Source organism: Glutamicibacter sp. JL.03c (assembly GCF_025854375.1).
Lineage (GTDB): Bacteria > Actinomycetota > Actinomycetes > Actinomycetales > Micrococcaceae > Glutamicibacter.
In genome coordinates this window covers 674,940-693,320 of record NZ_CP107575.1, presented here as the reverse complement: position 1 = coordinate 693,320, position 18,381 = coordinate 674,940, and the positions used below count along the sequence as shown (strand labels likewise).

Annotated in this window: 15 protein-coding genes; 7 read left to right on the top strand and 8 right to left on the bottom strand. The window is 62.4% G+C overall.

Features of this window, described 5'->3' with window-relative positions:
• Positions 1-14: 14 nt before the first annotated feature.
• From OF385_RS03245 to OF385_RS03235, 3 genes are all read left to right on the top strand, one after another.
• On the top strand, positions 15-1,754 hold the full coding sequence (locus OF385_RS03245) for an acetyl/propionyl/methylcrotonyl-CoA carboxylase subunit alpha (RefSeq protein WP_264276958.1): 1,740 nt from the start codon (positions 15-17) through the stop codon (positions 1,752-1,754).
• 52 nt (positions 1,755-1,806) lie between these two features.
• Entirely contained in the window at positions 1,807-2,484 is a 678-nt protein-coding gene (locus OF385_RS03240; RefSeq protein ID WP_264276957.1) for a GntR family transcriptional regulator, read from the top strand.
• A 386-nt stretch (positions 2,485-2,870) separates the two neighbouring features.
• Complete coding sequence (locus tag OF385_RS03235; protein WP_264276956.1) at positions 2,871-3,860, top strand: adenosine deaminase; 990 nt, start codon at positions 2,871-2,873, stop codon at positions 3,858-3,860.
• Between the two features lie 69 nt (positions 3,861-3,929).
• On the opposite strand, the gene OF385_RS03230 is transcribed toward OF385_RS03235, so the two are convergent.
• The 4 genes from OF385_RS03230 to OF385_RS03215 form a co-directional block, all read right to left on the bottom strand.
• Positions 3,930-4,745, bottom strand: coding sequence for a putative hydro-lyase (locus OF385_RS03230; RefSeq protein ID WP_264276955.1), 816 nt, complete (start codon positions 4,743-4,745; stop codon positions 3,930-3,932).
• Between the two features lie 12 nt (positions 4,746-4,757).
• Positions 4,758-5,978, bottom strand: a complete 1,221-nt coding sequence (locus OF385_RS03225) for an NRAMP family divalent metal transporter (RefSeq protein WP_264276954.1) — start codon at positions 5,976-5,978, stop codon at positions 4,758-4,760.
• A gap of 274 nt (positions 5,979-6,252) precedes the next feature.
• The gene (gene purH, locus OF385_RS03220) at positions 6,253-7,923 is read right to left on the bottom strand and encodes a bifunctional phosphoribosylaminoimidazolecarboxamide formyltransferase/IMP cyclohydrolase (RefSeq protein ID WP_264276953.1); all 1,671 of its coding nucleotides are present in this window, start codon (positions 7,921-7,923) and stop codon (positions 6,253-6,255) included.
• Positions 7,924-8,020: 97 nt separating this feature from the next.
• Positions 8,021-8,797 carry a hypothetical protein gene (locus tag OF385_RS03215; protein ID WP_264276952.1) on the bottom strand — a complete coding sequence of 259 codons (777 nt, stop codon included), beginning with the start codon at positions 8,795-8,797 and terminating at the stop codon, positions 8,021-8,023.
• Between the two features lie 150 nt (positions 8,798-8,947).
• On the opposite strand from OF385_RS03215, the gene OF385_RS03210 reads away from it, so the two are divergent.
• Positions 8,948-10,285, top strand: a complete 1,338-nt coding sequence (locus OF385_RS03210; protein WP_264276951.1) for an MFS transporter — start codon at positions 8,948-8,950, stop codon at positions 10,283-10,285.
• A gap of 150 nt (positions 10,286-10,435) precedes the next feature.
• On the opposite strand, the gene OF385_RS03205 is transcribed toward OF385_RS03210, so the two are convergent.
• Positions 10,436-10,924 (bottom strand): TetR/AcrR family transcriptional regulator, encoded by a 489-nt coding sequence (locus OF385_RS03205; protein ID WP_264276950.1) that lies wholly within the window; start codon positions 10,922-10,924, stop codon positions 10,436-10,438.
• A 351-nt stretch (positions 10,925-11,275) separates the two neighbouring features.
• Between OF385_RS03205 and OF385_RS03200 the strand changes: the two genes are divergently transcribed.
• On the top strand, positions 11,276-14,296 hold the full coding sequence (locus tag OF385_RS03200) for an alpha-mannosidase (RefSeq protein ID WP_264276949.1): 3,021 nt from the start codon (positions 11,276-11,278) through the stop codon (positions 14,294-14,296).
• A 37-nt stretch (positions 14,297-14,333) separates the two neighbouring features.
• Here the strand turns inward: OF385_RS03200 and OF385_RS03195 are convergent, their stop codons facing one another.
• A complete protein-coding gene (locus OF385_RS03195; RefSeq protein ID WP_264276948.1) occupies positions 14,334-14,852 on the bottom strand; it encodes a hypothetical protein in 519 nt (172 codons plus the stop codon).
• Positions 14,853-15,021: 169 nt separating this feature from the next.
• On the opposite strand from OF385_RS03195, the gene OF385_RS03190 reads away from it, so the two are divergent.
• Complete coding sequence (locus OF385_RS03190; RefSeq protein ID WP_264276947.1) at positions 15,022-15,555, top strand: sigma-70 family RNA polymerase sigma factor; 534 nt, start codon at positions 15,022-15,024, stop codon at positions 15,553-15,555.
• Positions 15,556-15,562: 7 nt separating this feature from the next.
• Here OF385_RS03190 and OF385_RS03185 read toward each other — a convergent pair whose 3' ends face one another.
• Together OF385_RS03185 and purN are read right to left on the bottom strand one after the other, a co-directional pair.
• Positions 15,563-17,077 (bottom strand): SDR family NAD(P)-dependent oxidoreductase, encoded by a 1,515-nt coding sequence (locus tag OF385_RS03185; RefSeq protein ID WP_264276946.1) that lies wholly within the window; start codon positions 17,075-17,077, stop codon positions 15,563-15,565.
• A 62-nt stretch (positions 17,078-17,139) separates the two neighbouring features.
• Positions 17,140-17,709: a phosphoribosylglycinamide formyltransferase gene (gene purN, locus OF385_RS03180; RefSeq protein ID WP_264276945.1), complete on the bottom strand. Its 570-nt coding sequence runs from the start codon at positions 17,707-17,709 to the stop codon at positions 17,140-17,142.
• Positions 17,710-17,818: 109 nt separating this feature from the next.
• Here purN and OF385_RS03175 point away from each other — a divergent pair, with 109 nt between their 5' ends.
• Complete coding sequence (locus OF385_RS03175) at positions 17,819-18,349, top strand: DinB family protein (protein WP_264276944.1); 531 nt, start codon at positions 17,819-17,821, stop codon at positions 18,347-18,349.
• The last annotated feature ends 32 nt before the right edge of the window (positions 18,350-18,381 follow it).

Below are 18,381 nucleotides of genomic sequence, written 5' to 3'. Positions count from 1 at the left end.
TTCTTAGGATTGTCATGAAAAGGGTTCTCATCGCCAACCGCGGCGAAATTGCAGTCCGCATTGCCCGGGCCGCCACGGACGCAAACATCGCTTCCGTCGCCATCTACTCCGACCCCGATGCCGATGCCTTGCACGTGAAGCGTGCCGACGAAGCCTACCCGTTGCATGGCTCGACCGGTGCTGACACCTACCTGGATATCGAAAAGATCATCGATATCGCCCAGCGCTCCGGGGCTGACGCGGTCCACCCGGGCTACGGCTTCCTGTCCGAGAACGCCGACTTCGCCCGGGCGGTCATCGATGCGGGAATGAAGTGGATCGGGCCATCACCACAGGCCATCGAGGATCTGGGCAATAAGGTCACGGCTCGGCAGATCGCCGTGCGCGCAGGCGCCCCCTTGGCTCCAGGCACCGATGGCCCTGCCGAGAATGCTGCCGAGGTGCAGGCCTTCGCCGAAGAGCATGGTGTGCCGGTTGCTATCAAGGCTGCCTTTGGCGGTGGCGGACGCGGCATCAAGATCGCGCACTCGCTCGATGAGATCACCGAAGCCTTCGAATCAGCCACCCGCGAAGCCACGGTGGCCTTCGGCCGCGGCGAATGCTTTGTGGAGCGTTTCCTCTCCAAGCCGCGCCACGTCGAGGCCCAGGTCTTGGCCGATACCCACGGCAACATTGTGGTTGTCGGCACCCGCGATTGCTCGCTGCAGCGTCGTCATCAGAAGCTGGTGGAAGAAGCCCCTGCCCCGTTCCTCAGCGACGAGCAGCGAACCCGCATCCATGAATCCGCCAAGGCGATCTGCAGGGAAGCCGGCTACGTCGGAGCGGGCACCGTCGAGTACCTTGTCGCCCAGGATGGACTCATCTCCTTCCTGGAGGTCAACACCCGCCTGCAGGTGGAACACCCGATCACCGAAGAGACGGCCGGCGTGGATCTGGTGGCGGAGCAGTTCCGCATCGCTGACGGCCTTCCGCTGTCCCTCACCGAGGACCCCACGCCCCAGGGCCATGCCTTTGAATTCCGGATCAATGCCGAGGATCCAGCCCGCGGCTTCCTGCCGGCACCTGGCGCGGTCGAGCGATTCGAGGCCCCAACCGGGGCCGGGGTGCGTATTGATTCCGGCGTCCGCAGCGGATCAGTGATTCCGCCGTTCTACGACTCGATGATCGCGAAACTCATTGTGCACGGTGCAGACCGTGCCCAGGCCTTGCGCCGTGCACGCTTGGCCCTGGATGAGCTCACGATTGCCGGCGTCCCCACCGTTCTGCCGTTCCACCGCGCGGTGATCGAGCATGAAGATTTTAATGGCGAACAACTGAAGGTCTACACCACGTGGATCGAGGATGAATTCCTCAATGAAGTCGAGGCCAGCGACGACATGGATCTTGACCAGGTGGATACCAGCCGGGAAACGATCACGATTGAGCTTGATGGCAGGGCGGTGCAGCTTGGCCTGCCTGCGGCCCTGACCAACGCATTGCGCAACCCATCGGGCGCAGGCTCGGGCCAGGCAACGGAATCCAAGGAAAACGCGGAACAGGATGCCGCCGCCGTTCTGAGCCCGATGGATGGCAACTTGGTGCGTTTCGCTGTAGAAGACGGCGCGGCTGTCTCCCAGGGGCAAACGATCGCCGTGGTGGAAGCCATGAAGATGGAGTCAGCGGTCGCCGCGCACCGGGATGGGGTTTTCACTGCGGCAAGCATCGACGTTGGCGCAGCCGTACGTCGTTCCGACGCACTGGGCAACATCCAGTAGCCGAATCGTCGGCTGTTCCTACTCACGCGATGAGTTGGGATAAATTGGACTAATGAACTCCAGCAGCAGTGTCTCCGCGCTTCCGGGCAAAGCACCCCACGCGCACAGCAGCGTTTGGGCCGCGAACCTATTGCGCACTCGCATTGCCGAAGGCGAGTTGCTTCCTGGCGACAAGCTATCGGAACAGTCACTCGCGGAGTCGCTCGGGCTTTCACGCAATACCTTGCGTGAAAGCTTCACGCTGCTGGACAGCGAATTGATCATTACAAGAATTCCCAACCGCGGGGTATTTGTCGCTTCTCCTGACGCGGATGACGTGCGCGAGATCTACGCGGTGCGACGCACGATCGAGCCGGCCTGCCTGGCCTGGGGTCCCGAGCTGGATGTGGAACAGCTGAGCCAGATCATCGATGAAGCTCGCGCCGGCTTGGCTGCCGGCGACATCCCGCGAATGGCGAATGCCAACCAGGCGTTCCACCAGGAGCTGGTCCGTTCCTCGGACAGCTCGCTGGTCCAGGAGCTCATGGGTCGGGTGCTGGCACGAATGCGATTGGTCTTCCATGCCATGAGCGATGCCCCGGACTTCCACTCGCACTATGTCGAGCAGAATGCGCAACTGGTCAAGCTCCTGGGCGAGGGCAAACGGGCTGAAGCCGCCACTGCCATGCGCTCGTATTTGGACAAGGCGGAGGCCGAGCTGTTGGAGCACATCGACGCCGCATCGGCATGACGACGCCCTGCCGTGCTCCGCAGCGGAAGTCTTGCGATTTCCGTCTCACCGGCTGCATCGGCGTCGGAGTCGCGCGGGTGCCAGTTGGTACCGCGCATCATCGTCACAGCATTCTGCTGAGGCCTGGCAGCTGCAGCGCCAAATGACGAACCAGATTGCTGAATTTCCGCTATTCTAGGTCTTCCCCGACGACCGTCCCTGGATCGGTCTCCTGCCTAGGGTTTGATGGTGAAACCCGGTGCCTTTCACTTGGCAGACCAGCGGCGCTGCCGAAGAGTCGAGCCGCAGGCCCTTAGCCTGTCAGCGTATGGTTTAAGGCAATCTTGCTCGTTCCTGGTTAGACCAGTGAACCCACGCCGATAGCTGTTGCAGAAAGGTTCCGCCCCGTGAACTTGCCCGTTGCCGAATTGCATATCCATCTCGAAGGCACCCTTGAACCGGAGATGATCATGTCCCTGGCCGCAAAGCATTCGATTGAGCTTCCCTATGGTTCAATCGATGAATTGCGGGCACAGTACGAGTTCAGCAACCTGCAGTCATTCCTGGACCTGTTCTATGCCAACATGCTGGTGTTGCGCACCCGCGAGGACTTCCACGAAATCACCATGGCCTACTTGCAGCGGGCGCACTCATCCGGAGTGCGCCACGTGGAATTGTTCTTCGACCCGCAGGCCCACGTGGAGCGAGGCTTGGATCTGCGCGATATCATCGCAGGCATTCGTGACGCGTTGAACGAAGCCCAGGATCGCTGGGGAATTTCGCACAAGCTCATCGCCTGCTTCTGGCGCCATGCGCCGGCCAGCGAAGCACTGGAGCTTTTGCGCCTGATGATCGCTGAGAAGCACGATATCGACGGCATTGGCCTGGATTCCTCCGAGCTGGGGTTCCCTCCAGAACTCTTTGTTGACGTCTTCGACTTGGCCCGCGACAACGGTTTGCACGTGGTCGCCCACGCCGGCGAAGAAGGCCCTGCTGACTACATTTGGCAGGCTTTGGATCTATTGAAGGTCGAGCGCGTGGACCACGGCATCCGTTGTTTGGATGATGAAAAGCTGGTGCAACGGCTTGTTGCTGAACAGATGCCGCTGACCGTTTGCCCGCTGTCGAATATCCGTTTGCGTGCCGTGGACACCATGGCCGATCACCCATTGCCAGCCATGCTTGGAGCGGGCCTGAAGGTTTCGGTGCACTCGGATGATCCGGCGTATTTCGGCGGCTACATGGACGCCAACTTCGCTTCCCTCATGGAGTCGTTCAACTTCAGCACCGAGCAGTTGGCGCAATTGGCCCGCAACTCTTTTGAGTCGTCATTCATCAGCGACTCCGCGAAGCGCGAACGCCTGGCGGAAGTCGAAGCTTGGGTGAACCGGCGCTAGAGAATTCTTGCGGTGCAAAAAGTGCTGCGGTCTTCCTCCCTGCCGGGAGGAACACCGCAGCACTTTTAGCTATGGCACCTGGTACTGCGAATCCTTGATGTCGGTGATCAGCATGTGGCCCGGAGCATGCCCGATGGCAAGCGTCGGCTTGGACTCCACCACGGCTGCCTGCGGCGTGACGCCACAGGCCCAGAACACCGGAACGCTGCCTTCTGGAATCTCGACGGCGTCGCCAAAGTCCGGCTTCGACAAGTCAGTGATTCCCAGCTCTTCCGGATTGCCGATATGCACCGGTGCACCATGCACCGCCGGATACCTCGAGGTAATCCGGACTGCATCAGCCACCTGCGACGCCGGTATCGGACGCATCGAAACCACCATGGGCCCGGAGATGGCGCCGGCCGTGGTGCTGCGCTTGGTGGTCTTGTACATCGGAACATTGACGCCCTGGTCAATGTGGGCAACCGATATTCCGTTATCCATCAGGGCTGATTCGAAGGTGAACGAACAGCCGATGATGAAAGTGACCAGATCATCGCGCCAGTACTCGGACAGGTCGGTCGGCTCGGCGACCTTGATGCCATTTTCATACACCACATACTTCGGGACATCGGTCCTGATGTCGCCGCCAGCCAGCAGTTCACCGGACACTTCGCCGGCTTCGAGCACGCCGAGGACCGGACAGGACTTGGGATTGCGCTGAGCGAAGAGCAAAACGTCAAAGGCCAGCTCTCGCGGCACGATCATCAGGTTCGCTTGCGCGTACCCTGCGCTGATTCCCGCGGTGGGCAGCACCTGCCCCTGGCGGAAGAACTCGCGAGCTTGGCTCGGTGATAACTTGGCCCGCTGGCCCAAGTCCAGGTCCAGGTCCTTGATCTTCTCCATTCTCCTGCCGCCTTAGCCCTGCCAGAGCGCAGCCAGGCCAGCCAGCGAATTCCATCCGAGGAAGACGCTCAAAAGCCATGCCAGCACGCCCACGAGGAGCAGGAACTTGGGGTACTTGTAGCCACCCATGAGGTCCCGGCGGCGCCAGGCAACCCACAGCAATACGGCGAAACCGACAGGCAGGATCAGCCCGTTGAATGCGCCAGCGAAGATCAGCAAGGTCGCTGGTGCCTTGCCCAGGAGCAGGTAGATGACACCGCAGACTGCGATGAAGGCGACGGTGATCAGGTTCCGGGTGCGTTCCGAGGTGGTCCGCTTGGTGACAAACGAAACCGAGGTGTAGGCGGCACCGATGACGCTGGTCAGCGCCGCGGCCCAGAGAATGATGCCGAAGGCACGGATGCCAATTGGCCCGGCTGCGTGGCCGAAGGCCTCTGCAGCCTTGTTGTCACTGACCAGCGCCACGCCACCGGCGACCACGCCGAGAATCGCCAGGAACAAGAGCACGCGCATGACGCCAGTGACGATGATGGCCAAGATCGAGATGTTGGAAATCGACTTGACGTGATCGATGCCGCTGGTGCCGGAGTCGATCATGCGGTGCGCGCCGGCGTAGGTGATGTAGCCTCCGACGGTGCCGCCGATCAGGGTGGTGATGATCAGGAAGTCGATCTGCTCTGGCAGTACGACGTTCTTCAGCGCCTCGCCCACAGGTGGTGCGGCAACGATGGCTACGTAGAGCATCAACAGGATCATGATGGCTCCGAGAAGCACCACGATACGGTCCAGGGCTATGCCGGCTTTCTTGGACAGGAAGATCAGGATGGCGATGACGGCAGAAATCGCACCACCGATTTTGGCATCCACACCGAGCATCGCATTGACGCCAAGTCCGGTGCCGGCGATATTGCCGATATTGAAGACCATGCCGCCGATGAAGACGAGGACCGCCAGGAACCAGCCCACTCCCGGCAGCACCTTGTTGCCAAGTTCCTGGGCGCGCATCCCGGTGACACCGATGACGCGCCAGACGTTCAGCTGCACCGCGATGTCGACGAGGATCGAGACAACGATGGCGAAAGCGAAGGCCGCGCCGATTTGTACCGTAAATTCGGTGGTCTGGGTGATGAATCCGGGACCGATGGCGCTGGTGGCCATCAAGAACATGGCTCCCAGCAGGGCGGTGCGCCGCGCCTTGGGGCTCATTTCAGTCTTTGACTCAGGAAGTGCCATGGTGACGTTCCAATGCGATAGTGGTGACAGCTGTCACAGAATCAATGTAACGCACAAGACATTACAGGTTGTTGAACAACCTTGGCAAGATGTTGTTGAACAATTTTATGTTTCGCGCGTTTCACACCTTCGCCCTCGAAGCAGTTCGAGACCGTCACAGGACGTCTCCGGCCTGCGCGGCAAGGGCTCTCTCGCCTTCCGCTTGGCCAACGAAAACAGCCACGATCCACGCGAAAAACCCGCGTGGATCGTGGCTGGAAAGCGCTGCTAATTCCTAGTGGAAGAAGTGGCGTGCACCGGTGAAGTACATCGTGATGCCGGCTTCGTTCGCAGCTTTGATGACTTCCTCATCGCGCACCGAACCGCCAGGCTGCACAACAGCCTTGACGCCGGCATCGATCAGGATCTGCAGGCCATCAGCGAATGGGAAGAAGGCATCCGAGGCAGCCACGGAGCCTACAGCACGCTGCTCCGAAGCAGCGCCATCAGCATTCTCGGCACCGCCGGCAGCATCTGCGCCGGACTCGACCTTCACACCGAGGGTGTTAGCACGCTCAACGGCAAGCTTGCAGGAGTCGATGCGGTTGACCTGGCCCATGCCGATACCGGTGGCCGCGCCATTCTTGGCCAGCAGGATCGCGTTGGACTTGGCGGCACGTACCGCGCTCCATGCGAATTCGAGATCAGCCAGGGTCGCTGCATCGGCAGCTTCGCCCGTGGCAAGGGTCCAGTTCTCCGGCTTGTCGCCCTCGGCGTCAATCTTGTCGCCGGCCTGAACCAGCATGCCGCCGGAAACCTGACGGAATTCGTTCTTGTTCCGGCCATAGCCCTCTGGCAGGGCCAGCAAGCGGATGTTCTTCTTAGCCGAGAGGATCTCAACAGCTTCTGGCTCGAAGTCCGGAGCGATGACAACCTCGGTGAAGATGCCCTTGACGGTCTCGGCCATTTCCTTGGTCACCGTGCGGTTGGCGGCGATCACGCCACCAAATGCGGACACTGGGTCGGTCGCGTGAGCCTTGCGGTGCGCGTCAGCGATCGGATCAGCGGCATCGTCGGAAGCCACCGCAACACCACAAGGGTTTGCGTGCTTGACCACAGCCACCGCTGGCTTCTCGAAATCAAAAGCAGCGCGCAGCGCAGCGTCGGCATCAACGTAGTTGTTGTAGCTCATTGGCTTGCCGTGCAGCTGATCAGCCTGGGCGATGCCGGCTGGAGCAGCTTCGTCAACATAAAGCGCTGCCTGCTGGTGCGGGTTTTCGCCGTAACGCAGGACAGCTGAACGTTGCAGGGCAACGCCTGCGTAGGCTGGCCAGTCGATGACGCCGTCGCCGTCTTCATCGAGGAACTGGCTGGCGGTCCACGAAGCGACCGCGGTGTCATAGGCCGCGGTGTGGGCATAGGCCTTGGCGGCCAGGCGCTGGCGGGTCTTCAGATCGAAGCCGCCATCTGAGGCCGCGGAGATCACCTGCGAGTAGAAGGCCGGGTCGACCACGATCGATACTGCTGCGTGGTTCTTGGCAGCCGAACGGACCATGGCGGGGCCGCCAATGTCGATCTGCTCGACAACTTCATCCTGGGATGCGCCGGAAGCAACGGTCTGCACGAAGGGGTAGAGGTTAACGACCACCAGGTCGATCTGCTCGATGTCCATCGAGGACAGGGTGTCCATGTGCTCGGAAACGCGGCGGTCGGCAAGGATGCCGCCGTGGATGCGCGGGTGCAGGGTCTTGACGCGGCCGTCGAGCATTTCAGGCGAACCGGTCACCTGCTCGACCTCGGTCACAGGAATTCCCGCAGCGGCGATCTTCTTGGCGGTAGAACCGGTGGATACCAGCTGGACGCCTGCAGCGTGCAGTCCGGCGGCCAGCTCCTCCAGGCCGGTCTTGTCGTAGACGGAAATCAGTGCGCGGCGGATGGCGACTTTGTCCAGGACGGTCTTACTCACGAAATTTTTCTCCCGGCGGTGAGAATGAATGGGGCGGGCGGCACACAGGCCACCGCCCTCATTCTATCCAAGGCCTTGCCCGATTTTTCAGTTCGTGTCATTCCCCTTCAACGAGCGCGGAGAGCTGCGGGAAGTACTTGGAAAGCTGCTGGTCAGTCAGGCAAAGCCGCAAAAGCTTCTCGGCATGCTCCTCATCGGCGACGTAGCAAACCAGATCGGCGGTGGTGCGTTGCTGCAGCTCTTCGCGCAACGAGTTCGCCACGGCCACCAGCGTGCCATAGTAGCGCTTGATGGTCGGTTCCCAGCCCTCGCGTGAAGCAAGATCGGTCATCGCATCGGACCACAGCGTTGCCGCCGGATCCTCGCATAAATCAATAGCTGACCAGTGCCAATCGCTGGGCTCCCACTTATCCGAGTAGAAGCTTTCGGCGTCATCGGCCTCCAGGCCTTCTTCGAGCGAGGCAAGAACCTGGTCAAGATCATCCTCGTCGATATCTTCCTGGTCTTCCTCGTCGGCATCCTCGTCGTCAGTATCGGAAATCACGATGGAGTCTTCTTCCAATGTGACTTCTTCGGATTCCAGCGGACTATCCACCCGGGCATCCGGGCGGTCCTCGTAATCAGCTGGTTCGTCGGCGTCCTCGCCGCGTTCCACCAATTCTTCGCGCGAAGCCGTAGCACGGTCTCTTTCCAGGGCCTGGACCGAATTCAGCGCGAGCAACGGCATGGCGATGCTTTCGCTTTCCTCCGTGCTGACCCCATGCAGGGCTATGGCATAGAAGTCTTGGTCCGGGTGTCCAGTTATCACTTCCGCCGCGTGCCGAAGGGCGGTCACCCGTATCGCCTCTTCGAGAGCGGCCCAATCTACTCCCATGCCCAGAGATTACTCCCTGGCTCGCGATGACAACAGGCCTTGACGTGGCAAGCAAAGAAGCGTAGAGAGCTGGGGACTGGGATTGCTTTTCGGTTATGCTTCGACGCGGTACACACTACTTTTCGCTCGCACTGAGAAAGGCGCCGCACCGTGTCTTCTGCACCCCCGACCTCGGGCACGACCGTCGTGCAAGAACTCCCCTTCAAGTGGAAGGTCCAGGGCGCCATCTTCATCATTGGCGGCCTTGGATTCATGTTCGATGCCTGGGACGTGACGCTGAACGGGGCCCTGATCCCGCTGGTAGCCCAGGAATGGGGGCTGGATCGCCCCACCGCGGCACTGCTGGGCACCTCCAACCTGGTGGGCATGGCCCTGGGCGCGTTCCTCTGGGGCGGAATCGCTGACCGGTTCGGCCGCAAGAACGCCTTCAGCCTGACCCTGCTGATGTTCGCGGTGTTCACCGTCTTGGGTGCGCTTTCGCCGAACTTCGGCTTCTTTGTCGCCTTCCGTTTTCTCGCTGGCATCGGATTGGGCGGCTGCATTCCCGTGGACTACGCCCTGGTGGGCGAATTCACCCCGGCCAAACTCCGCGGCCGCGTGCTCACCGCCATGGACGGCTGGTGGCCGGTGGGCGCCGCGCTGTCCTTCTTCGTTTCGGGGTGGGTCATGGCCACCGCCGATAACTGGCGCCTGATCCTGGCAGTGATGATCCTTCCGGCCTTCATGGTGTTCCTTATCCGGCGCTCGGTGCGCGAATCCCCGCTGTATCTGGCGGCGAAGGGCCGGGAAGAGCAAGCGCGAGCCGTCATTGACCAGCTGGTGCAGCGCACCGGGGCCACGCCGCGCGATTACGTCATCGAGCAGCCTGTCGCCCAGCGCCCGGCACGCTGGTGGGAGCAGGTCGTGGCGCTGTGGCGCTACTCGTGGAAGATCACCGCCACCAGCTGGCTGCTGTTCGTCACCGTATTGCTGGTGTACTACCTGGCGCTGACCTGGCTGCCCTCGATCTTGACCGAAGCCGGCATGGCCCAGTCCGCCTCCTTCTTCGCTACCGCCGTGATGGCCTTGATGGGCCTGCTCGGCGTGGTCATCGCTGCCTTGTTGGTGGAGCGGGTGGGACGCAAATGGCTGTTGGCGATCTCGGCCCCGCTCTCGGGCCTTGTGCTGGTTCTGGTGGCGCTGAACCTGGATGTCCCCTCAACGGCGGTGGCTTGGGTGCTGGTGTTCGGCGTGGTTGTCCAGGTCGCGATCCCGGTGCTGTATGCCTACGTTTCCGAGCTGTATCCGACGGAGCTGCGGGCCAGCGGATTCGGCTGGGCCTCGACCATGTCGCGTTTTGCCGCGGGCTTCGGCCCGCTGCTTTTCGCCGCGTTGTGGCCAGTGGTCGGGCTGCCCGGGCTATTCACCGGAGCCACGGTATTGGTTGTCGTCGCCATGATTGCCATGGCGAAATTTGCTCCCGAAACCAAGGGCCGGGAACTGGGCTAGATGACTCCACGTCGAGAACCATGAAGCGTTCGCGAGCCAAGAAGCACCGTAGTTGGCTTCGTCGTCACTGGGATGATCTGCTCTCCATCGTCTTTGACCTTGTGCGCTTCTGGCCCTAGAGCGAACTGGATGCCCAAGCTGCTGCGACCGCTAGGCGCTGGCCATCATGGCATGAGGCTTGAAACCGTCCAGCATGAGTTGCACCAACCGTGATTGAAGGTGCGGAGCCTGGTCTCTGAATGCACGCGGCAAGGGACGAGTGGCAGCGCCAATAGCGGTCACCAGCTCAACACCGTTCAGATCTTCACGTACCAGTTCGTGGCGCTTGGCCAAGTCAAGAACCCGGCTGACCGCCCGCGCGCACTCGCGTTGAATGCCCAGCACCCGATCGCTGAGCGTCAATGGCAAAGCAGCACCCAGTGCTTCGCTCAGCGCTCCGATGTTCAAACCGACCAGGATCTCCAGATACTCGGTCCACGCATCGTGTTCTTCGTTCAGCCGTGCCTCGGCCGCTGTTGATGCGTCCAGGATTTCCTGCAAGGTCGAGACGGTCACTTCTTCAACGAGCTCCGCGCGGGAAGCGAAGTTGCGGTACAGGGTCCCGATGCCTACGCTGCTTCGCTCTGCAATGAGATCCATCGCAATATTGGCGCCATGCTGCGCGAAAAGTTCTCGTGCTGTCCTCAGGATCGTCTCTCGTCGTCGCAAAGCATCTGATCGCATAAGACCTGTTGTGCCTTTCCGTAGGGAACTCAGACAGCAGGCCAGCCGCCGTCTGCCGGTTTGAGGATCTTGGATAGATTACCTGATGGGCCGACTCCAAGCTCCAGTGATTTTTCCAGAAACCCGCGGTGCCGGCTACCGTCTCAAGCCATCTGCCAGAAAACCTCGCCCGTATGTCGAATAAATAGCTGTTCATCAGTGAATTTGGGTAGTCTAGCAGGGAACCACCCCGCTGATTTTCGGGGTGCCGCCCTTCGAAAGGCTGCAATGCACGACGACACCTCGCTGACCACCGGTCGAGTCAAACGAGTACTGCAGGAACGCGTTCGTCCTGCCATCTACTCCCAGTCGATTCCGCTGCAGGTGTCGTGGCATGAACTTCCCGGCGAACCGGTCACCCCTGCCGAGGGCCTGGCCCTGGACTACTCGCCGACACAGGCAGGAACCGCTTGGGGCGCCGCCTGGGGCACCACCTGGTTCCACCTGCAGGGGCAGGTGCCCGCAAGCTGGGCCGGGCGCCGCGTCGAAGCGGTGATCGATCTCGGATTCGACGTGAACATGACCGGGTTCCAGTGCGAAGGGCTGATCTATCGCCCGGACGGCAGCACCATCAAGGCCCTGAATCCGCGCAACCAGTGGGTGCCGATCACCGGCTGCGCCGCCGGGGATGAACTGGTGGATCTGTATCTGGAGGCCGCATCCAATCCGGTGCTGCTGGACCACCATCCTTTCCTGCCGACCGAGCAGGGCGATATCCTCACCTCCTCGAGCAGCCGGCTCTACACCACCCGCCGGATGGATCTGGCCGTTTTCGAGCCGCAGGTCCATGACCTGTCCTTGGATCTCGAGGTGCTGCTCGACCTCCAAGAGCAATTGCCGCAGGGCCCGCGCAAGATGCAGATCCTCCAGGCCCTGGACAACGCGCTGGATGTGCTGGACCTGCAGGACATCACGGGGACCGCCGGGCTGGCCCGCGATGAACTGGCAGAAGTCCTTTCCGCCCCGGCCGAGCACAGCGCCCACCAGATTTCAGCCATCGGCCACTCGCATATCGACTCCGCCTGGTTGTGGCCCTTGCGCGAAACCATCCGCAAGGTCTCACGCACCTGCTCATCCATGGTTGAACTGCTCGGCGATGAGCCCGACTTCCTCTACGGCATGTCCAGCGCCCAGCAGTACAAGTGGCTCAAGACCCACCGCCCCGAAGTGTGGGACCGGGTCAAGCAGGCCGTTGCCGATGAGCGCTTCCTGCCCCTGGGCGGAATGTGGGTTGAATCCGACACCGTCATGCCTTCGGGCGAATCCCTGGCCCGCCAATTCCTCTACGGCCAGAAATTCTTCCGCGACGAATTCGGCGTGAGATCCAAGGGCGTGTGGCTGCCCGATTCCTTCGGCTACTCCCCTGCCCTGCCGCAGCTGATGCGCCGTGCTGGCTTCGAATGGTTCTTCACCCAGAAGATCTCCTGGAACCAGCAGAACAAGTTCCCGCATCACTCCTTCGACTGGGAAGGCATTGACGGCTCGCGCATCTTCAGCCACTTCCCCTCGATGGATACCTACAACTCCCAGCTCTCCGGCGAAGAAGTCGCCAAGGCCTCCCGCCAGTTCCGCGAAGCGCGCATCGCCAATAACTCCATCGCCCCGGTGGGCTGGGGTGATGGCGGTGGCGGCACCACCCGCGAGATGACCGGAAAGGCCAAGCGCCTGGCCAACCTCGAGGGCAGCGCCAGGGTCACCTGGGAGCACCCCAACGACTTCTTCGATCGCGCCAAGGCCGAGCTTCCGCACCCTCCGGTATGGGTGGGCGAGCTCTACCTGGAACTGCACCGCGCCACGCTCACCAGCCAGCACCAGACCAAGCAAGGCAATCGCCGCACCGAGCAATTGCTGGTCGAAGCCGAGCTGTGGGCCGCCACGGCCACCGCCTACACCGGCGCCGAGTACCCGTACGAGCAGCTGGACGAGCTGTGGGAGACCGTGCTGCTGCACCAGTTCCACGACATCCTGCCGGGCACATCCATCGCGTGGGTGCACCGCGAAGTCGTCGCCCGCTACGCCCAGGTGATCGAGCAAGCCGAGCAGCTGATCCGCGAGGCCCAGCAGCGTCTTGCCGGCACCGGGTCGACTGCCATCACCTTCAACGGCGCCGCGTTCACCCGCAACGACCTGGCCTTCGGCGAAGCCAAGGCCCTGGAAGCGGGCACCGCGGCGGCGGTCCAGGCAACCGCTGTGGATGGCGGCTACGTGCTGGATAATGGCATCATCCGTGTCGTCATCAATGCCCGGGGCTTGATCACTTCCGCAGTGGATCTGGCCACCGAACGCGAGGGAATCGCCCCCGGCCAGGAAGCCAACCTCCTGCAGCTGCATCAGGACTTCCCGAATATGTGGGATGCCTGGGATGTGGACGAGTACTACCGCAATCAGGCCACCGACCTGCACGATCTGGACTCCATGGAGCTGTCTTCGTCCGAGGATTCGGGCGCGGTGATCACCATCAAGCGCAGCTTCTCCAAATCCACCGTGGTGCAGGAAGTCTCGTTGGCGCCGGGCGAACGCACCGTGCAGATCAGCCAGAGCACCGACTGGCATGAAGCCGAGAAGTTCCTCAAGGTCGCCTTCCCGCTGGATGTCCGCGCCGAGCAGGTCATCGCCGAAACCCAGTTCGGCTACCACAAGCGGGTGACCCACGTGAATACGAGCTGGGAGGCGGCCAAGTTCGAGACCTCCATGCACCGCTTTGCCCTGGCGGAGGAACCGGGCTTCGGCGTTGGCTTGATCAATGATTCCATCTATGGATTCGATGTCACCCGCGATGCCAAGGACGCCCAGGTCACCACCACCATGCGCCTGTCCTTGCTGCGGGCTCCGCGCTTCCCCGATCCGCAGACGGACCAGGGGCTGCAGACCCACCGCTACGGACTGGTGATTGGCGCGGATATTGCCACGGTGACCGAGGCCGGAGCCTTGCTGAACAGCCCGGAGCGCACTGTCAACGGTTCCCAACCCGTGGCTCCGTTGGCGAGGATCACCGGTGAAGGGCTGGTTATTTCCAGCGTGAAGCTGGCCGCCGATCAATCTGGTGATCTGATGGTGCGTGTCTACGAGTCGCTGGGCCGTCGCGCCCGCGGCGAGTTGCAGCTCAACGTCCCGGTGGCCGCAGCGACAACGGCGAGCCTGCTCGAAGATCCGTTGGATGACGGCGAACTCGAGCTCACCGACGGCTCGCTGCCGTTGGCCCTGGGACCCTTCGAGGTGCGGACCTTGCGCTTCAGCCTGGCACGGTAGCCTGCAGGCCTGAGGGGCCCGGGGCGAATCCGGCCGCTTACCGGATCAACGTGCCGTCCGGGGCCACCGCGTACCAGACCCCGCCCACGCCCTGTCCGGAAGTGTCCCCGGGCTTGGCGTCCTGGGCGAAGGTGTACAGCGGCATACCGTTGAGCGTCAGCTGCCTGCGCCCGTCGGGGCTTTGAATGGCGTCCACTTCGCCGGAAACGCCTTCCAGCGTCGGGTCATCGCTCATCGTGGTGGCAATCGGCCACTTGGCCAGGCAATCCCCGGTGCAGGCGCTGGTCGTGGTGCCTGGCTCATCCTCGGTGAAGTAGTACAGGGTCATCCCCTGCGAATCCACCACAACGTCGCCCAATTCTGTTCTCGCCACCCCGAGATCCACCCCCGAGGATGATTCCGCAGGGGCTTGACTGGTGTTTTCCCCGCCTCCTGAATACATGCCGCCGGTTCCGCCCTCCGATCCGCCATCGCCAGAGCAGCCTGCCAGCAGCAACGCGGCGCCGAACAGCGCGGCCACCCCGGCCACGCAATTTCTGCCATTCTTGTTACCCATGATCCGATCCCTTCTCGAAAGCTGGACCCGCCTCAAGCGCGGGCATTCAGCCCCTACCTTGTAGGACGCAGGGAATCCCCGCCAGGTTCACCGCAGGGAAAGAATCTTGCCCATACTTGGGCCATGGATGAACCACGTGCCTCACAGGCGTGTTCCGGGACCTAGCGCCTTGTCCCAGCCAAGACCAGGCGGAGCCAAGGCTCCCCGGGATGCCCAGCTGGCGTCCGAGATCTACCGCAAGCATGCAGATGCCCTGCGCCGCTTCGCGTTGCGCGGGTACTGCAGCAGGGAAGAAGCCGACGACGTGGTGCAGGAAACCGTGCTGAAAGTCTGGAAGGCCGCACCGGTCATCACCGGGTCGCTGCACGGCTACCTGTTTGCAACGGCGCGGCATGTCATCATCGATGGGCATCGCCGGGCTACGGCGCGCATTCGAACCGACTTGCTGGGCGATGCGGATCCCGCCGCTGCCCGATCCGCGGATGGCACTCTCCAGGTCCTGGATCGCCTGCTGATACAGCAGGCGCTGATGCGCTTGAGCGCCGAGCATCGGCTGGTCGTGCTGCATTTGCACTTTTTCGGTTCCACGGTGGCCCAGGCAGCCCATGACCTGCACATTCCGGAGGGCACGGTGAAGTCACGGGAGTATTACGCCCTGCGCAACCTGCGCGGGATCCTGGCAGGGATGGGGGAAGAACCGTGAGCCAGCCTTACCACGGCGACGGCTCGTAGTCCTTGAGGAAGCAGCCGTAGAGGTCGATCCCGCGTTCTCCGTCGACAATCGGCTGGTAGACCCTGGCTGCCCCGTCGATCAAATCCAGTGGCGCGTGCCAGCCCTCGGCCACCATGCGGACCTTGGAATCGTGCGGGCGTTCATCGGTGATCCAGCCGGTGTCTACCGCACTCATCAGGATGCGGTCGGTGGACAGCATTTCTTCGGCGCTGGTGCGGGTGAGCATATTCAGCGAGGCCTTGGCCATATTGGTGTGCGGATGCCCGGCCCCCTTGTAGCGGCGGGAGAACTGGCCTTCCATGGCCGAGACGTTCACGATGTATTTGCGCCGCGCGTCGCTGGCCGCCAGCGCCGGGCGCAAGCGCGAGGCCAGCAGGAAGGGCGCGGTGACATTGCACAGCTGCACTTCAAGCACCTCCAGCGCGTCCACATCGCCCAGGATCTGGGTCCAGGAGTTCTCTGCGACCACGTCGGGCACCAGGCCTCCGGCGTCGATGGCGGTGCCTGCGGCAATCCGTTCCAGCGACGCCGAGCCGGCTTTCATCGCCAGGTCGGCCAGCTGCTGCGCGTCGTAGCTGCCCAGCGGCGCCGGGGCGAGCAGGGCCGAGTCTTCGAGCCTGAAGGCGCTGGCCAGGGCCTTGGGGTGCTCGGCTGGCGGGTTGGCTTCGCCCCACAGCTCCGGGCCGCCATTGCCGGCGAGCAGTTCCTGGCCCAGCGGCTGCTGCTCGGATTCGATCAGGTGCTGGTAGGAGTTGGTGGTGCGCCGCACGGTCTGGGCGGCGTTGTTGATCAAGATGTCCAGCGGGCCTTCGGCGGCGACGCGGTCGGCCAGCGAGATGACCTGGGCGGGGTCGCGCAGGTCGATGCCGACAATGCGCAATCGGTGCAGCCACTGGCTGCTGTCGTCGATGGCCGCGAAGCGCCGGGCGGCGTCTTTGGGGAAGCGCGTGGTGATGGTGGTGTGCGCCCCGTCGCGCAGCAGTCGCAGGGCAATGTGCATGCCGATTTTTGCCCGTCCTCCGGTGAGCAGTGCGCGCTTGCCGCTCAGATCCGCGCGGGCATCGCGGCGCTCGCGTCCGGCAGCTGCGCAGTCGGGGCAGAGGTAATGGTGGAAGGCATCCACCGTGGTGTAGCGCTGCTTGCAGATGTAGCAGCCGCGGGGCCTGCGGAATTCGCCGGCACTGGCGCCCTCGGTGGGCGTGCTCAGATCCAGCCCCAGGGTTTCTTCATCCAGGCGCTGGGGCGAGCCGGTGGCGGTGCTTTCGATGAGCGCGCGGTCCGCGGCGCTGATTTCGGCACGCTTCTGCGACTTGCGGAAACGCTTGGCGGCTTTGAACATGTTGCTGGTGGCGCGGCGGACGGCGATATGGCGTTCATCGGCGGAATCCAGCTGGTGCACCACCGAGAGCACCTTCAGCGCGGAGGCCAGCTCGGCGTCGGTGAACAGTTCGGTGGTTCTCGCCTCGTTGGCGGCAGGTGTTTGCTCAGTCATCTCGCCACCAATTTTACGGCCTTGGAGTCGGGGCCAGGCAGCGCGAGGCCCTGGGCGCTCGGCTACTGGCCCTGCGCGAGATCTGCGAGGGTGGCGATGAGCAGGCGGCGCTCGACGACCTTGATGCGTTCGTGCAGCGTCGCTTCGGTGTCGTTGTCCTCGATGGCCACTGCCTCCTGGCGCAGGATCGGGCCGGTGTCCACACCGGTGTCGGCAATGTGCACGGTGCAGCCGGTGACCTTCACTCCATAGGCCAGCGCATCGCGCACGCCGTGGGCTCCGGGGAAGGACGGCAGCAACGCCGGGTGGGTGTTGATGTAGGTGCCGTCGAAGGCGTTGATGAATTCCTCGCCGACAATGCGCATGAAGCCGGAGGAGACCACATAGTCCGGTGCGTACGAAAGGCATGTTTCGGTCAGGGCATGATTCCAGTCGGCGCGGTCTTCGAAGTCCTTGAAGTTCACTACGAAGGTTTCGATTCCCGCTTGCGCCGAGCGCTCCACACCCAAGGTTCCGTGCTTGTCGGCACCCACAGCGGCAATCTCCACGTTAGCCAGGGAACCATCCTGGACGGCGTCGATGACTGCTTGAAGATTAGAACCGGTACCTGAAACCAAAACCACGATGCGCATGGGCTCAATTCTACGGTTCCTGCGGCCCAGTTTTTCATTCGGCAGCAGTTTGTTGCCTTCCCCGGTAGCAAATGTGGCAGAGTCCTCATCCGCGGTGCAAGATGATCACATGAGCAAAATTGTTCCAGATCAGAAGAATTGGACCTTCGTCTTGGACTCGGTTTGCCCCGAGTGCGAATACGACGTGCGCGCGGTGACTCCAGGAGCTGTCATCGCCCAATTACCCGATGGCGTGGAGCGCTATGTTGCCGCGCTGTCCAGGCCCGAGGCCCGCGTGCGGATCGACCCCTCGAGGTGGAGCGATCAGGAGTACGTCACGCATGTGGCGCACATGCTGGTGATCATGAATGACCGGCTGGATCTGATGCTGGAGCAGGATGAGCCGACTTTCCCCAATTGGGACCAGGACCAGGCCGCGGACGCTGGCAACTACAATGCCTTGGAACCAGAAGAGGCTGCGGCGCAGCTTCGCGGCGCGGCATCGAAGTACGCAGAAAAATTGGCCAGCATCAACGAGGATTCGTACTCGCGCCGTGGCCTGCGTTCGAACGGCTCGGCCTTCACTGTGGAAACTTTGAACCAATACGCATGGCACGATTTTGTGCATCATTTATGGGATTTGGATTCCCACGCAAGCTGATCCACGGGCCGCTCTCGCTGGCCTGATGCCGG